Source organism: Aquabacterium sp., from assembly GCF_004297345.1.
GTDB lineage: Bacteria > Pseudomonadota > Gammaproteobacteria > Burkholderiales > Burkholderiaceae_C > Aquabacterium.
The window spans coordinates 1-2,016 of the sequence record NZ_SCTN01000552.1; the positions used below are offsets into that span (position 1 = coordinate 1).

A 2,016-nucleotide genomic window follows, 5' to 3' on the forward strand; every position below is an offset into this window, starting at 1 on the left:
GCGAACAGAGCCCTTGGCCACGGCCCAGACCACAGGCAATTCGCGCTCGGCTCGGATGCCTGCGACCTGCTCGGCATTAAGTGCCAGATCATCACCCAGCACGCCTGCGGTTTTCTTGGCGGCCACTTTGGCCATGACGGACACATCGTCGAGGACGAGTGCGATGTCGTCAAACAAAACCAGCAGGCTGGATACCGCCATGATGAAAGCTCCCTTTGATTCAGCGCCTGCGTGGCCAGATTGGCCGAGGGCAAGGCGTGAATGTTAAGGGCTGAGCAACCGCAGGGAGGCAGGCAGCCTGATCAGGCCGACTCGAAAATCTCGCGCAGCTCTTCTTCCCAGGCCATCAGCTCGTCGCCGCTGACCTGCAGCCACTCCATGACCGTGGCGCCATGCGATTTCCAGTCCACGTCCTGCTCCAGGCCTTCGTGGCGGCGCATGTAGTAGTCCGCCAGCAAGCCCATGGACACCAGGGTGTTGACCTCTGACTGGGCTCGCTTTTCCTTGAGGATTTCCAGATCGTGATGCAGACGAATGGCCGCTGTCACGGAAGGAGACAGTCGCCACACACGCGAAACCAGGGCGCCGACCACCGCGTGATCGGTCTTGTGATTGGCGTTCTCGGTTTCGATGAATGAGCGGTCGATGCGGGCGTGGGCCTCGATCAGCGTGCCCAGATAGCCGCGCACGCTTTGCGCCATCACCGCCATGCCGACATGGCAGAACAGGCCGTAGGTGTGCGCCAAATCGCCCGAAACGCCAGGCAGCTTGTTGGCCATGAAGGCCATGGCCAACGCGCGCTTGGTGCAGCGCTCCCAGAAGCGCAGCAGGTGCTTGGAATTGACCTTGATGGCACGCCGCGCCAGAAACCCCAGCATCACGGCGGCTGTGTTTTCAAGGCCCAGGCGGTTCATGGCCTGTCCGATGGTCTGGGCTGGCTGACCGCCGGCTGCATACAAGGGGCTGTTGGCCGCCCGCAGCAAGGCTGCCGACATGGCCACATCGCTCGTGGCGATTTGCGCCACCTCGTTGAGATCCGGCTCTTCCTTGGCCATCGCATTCTGCAACCGTGTCAGCAAGGCTGGGCATGGCGGAATCTGGATGTCATGCAAGGGGCCGTTTTTCCTGGCCTTGTCCAGCTCCGTGAGGATGTCATCGATGCAGGTGGGCTCGGTGGCGGTGGTCATGGCAGCTGGCTTGAGAGCAATGGATCTTTATCGGACAAAACCCTGCAGTACTTAAGCCCTCTATCAGGGTGAGATTGGCGACAATTTCAGGGCCAGACCAACGGGCGTCATCGTGAAGGACATCACTTCCGAGGCCTCTTTGCCATCTGGCGTGTTCACGGCATCGATCCTGAACTGGCTGAGCAGGGTCGCCAGGGCGAGCTTCATTTCGACCAAGGCCAGGTACCGACCGGGGCAGACGCGCGGACCGGCGCCAAAGGGCGTTGACACGCGCTTGGCCTGGCTGGCGTGATGGGCGTCCGCGTCCAGCCAGCGTACCGGCTCGAACTTTTCGGGATCCGGGAAGTAGGTGGCATCCATGGCGTCATGGCGGGACACGCACCAGATCATGGTGTCTTTGGGCACGGCCACATCCGCCACGACCGTGTCCTGCAAGGCTTGCACAACGCGGAAAGGCGCCACGGGCTTGAGTCGCATGGTTTCGTGGCACACCGCCTCCAGATAGGGCAAATGCACCATGTGGTCCATCGTGAGTGCCGCCAGGTCACGCCCCACCACGTCGCACGCCTCCTGCTGCGCTTTTTGAAGCACTTCCGGGTTGCGATGCAGCAGGTAGATGGCCCAGGCCAGCGTATTGGCCGTGGTGTCTTCACCGGCCAGCAGCATGGTCATGACGTTGCCCGCAACATCGTCATCGCTCACACCACTGTCGGGCTGGTCTGCCGCCACGATCATGGCTTCCAGCAGATTGGTCGGTTGGGCCACGCGTGCGGGGTCTTCGCGCATGCGTTCACGCGCCTGCGCGATGAATTCGTCAGATCGGAAGAGC

Annotated in this window: 3 protein-coding genes; all 3 read right to left on the reverse strand. The window is 61.9% G+C overall.

The window, feature by feature from the left end; all coding sequences use genetic code 11:
* A partial coding sequence (locus tag EPO09_RS21235) for a DUF808 family protein (protein WP_290646440.1) occupies positions 1 to 201 on the reverse strand: 201 nt, incomplete at its 3' end.
* A 101-nt stretch (positions 202 to 302) separates the two neighbouring features.
* Positions 303 to 1,187, reverse strand: a complete 885-nt coding sequence (locus EPO09_RS21240) for an HDOD domain-containing protein (RefSeq protein WP_290646442.1) — start codon at positions 1,185 to 1,187, stop codon at positions 303 to 305.
* A gap of 63 nt (positions 1,188 to 1,250) precedes the next feature.
* Positions 1,251 to 2,016: cytochrome P450 (locus tag EPO09_RS21245; RefSeq protein WP_290646444.1), on the reverse strand; the 766-nt coding region annotated here is incomplete at its 5' end.

Excerpts from the sequence above, each read along its gene's own strand:
- EPO09_RS21240 (WP_290646442.1), bottom strand. The coding sequence starts at position 1,187 with ATGACCACCGCCACCGAGCCCACCTGCATCGATGACATCCTCACGGAG.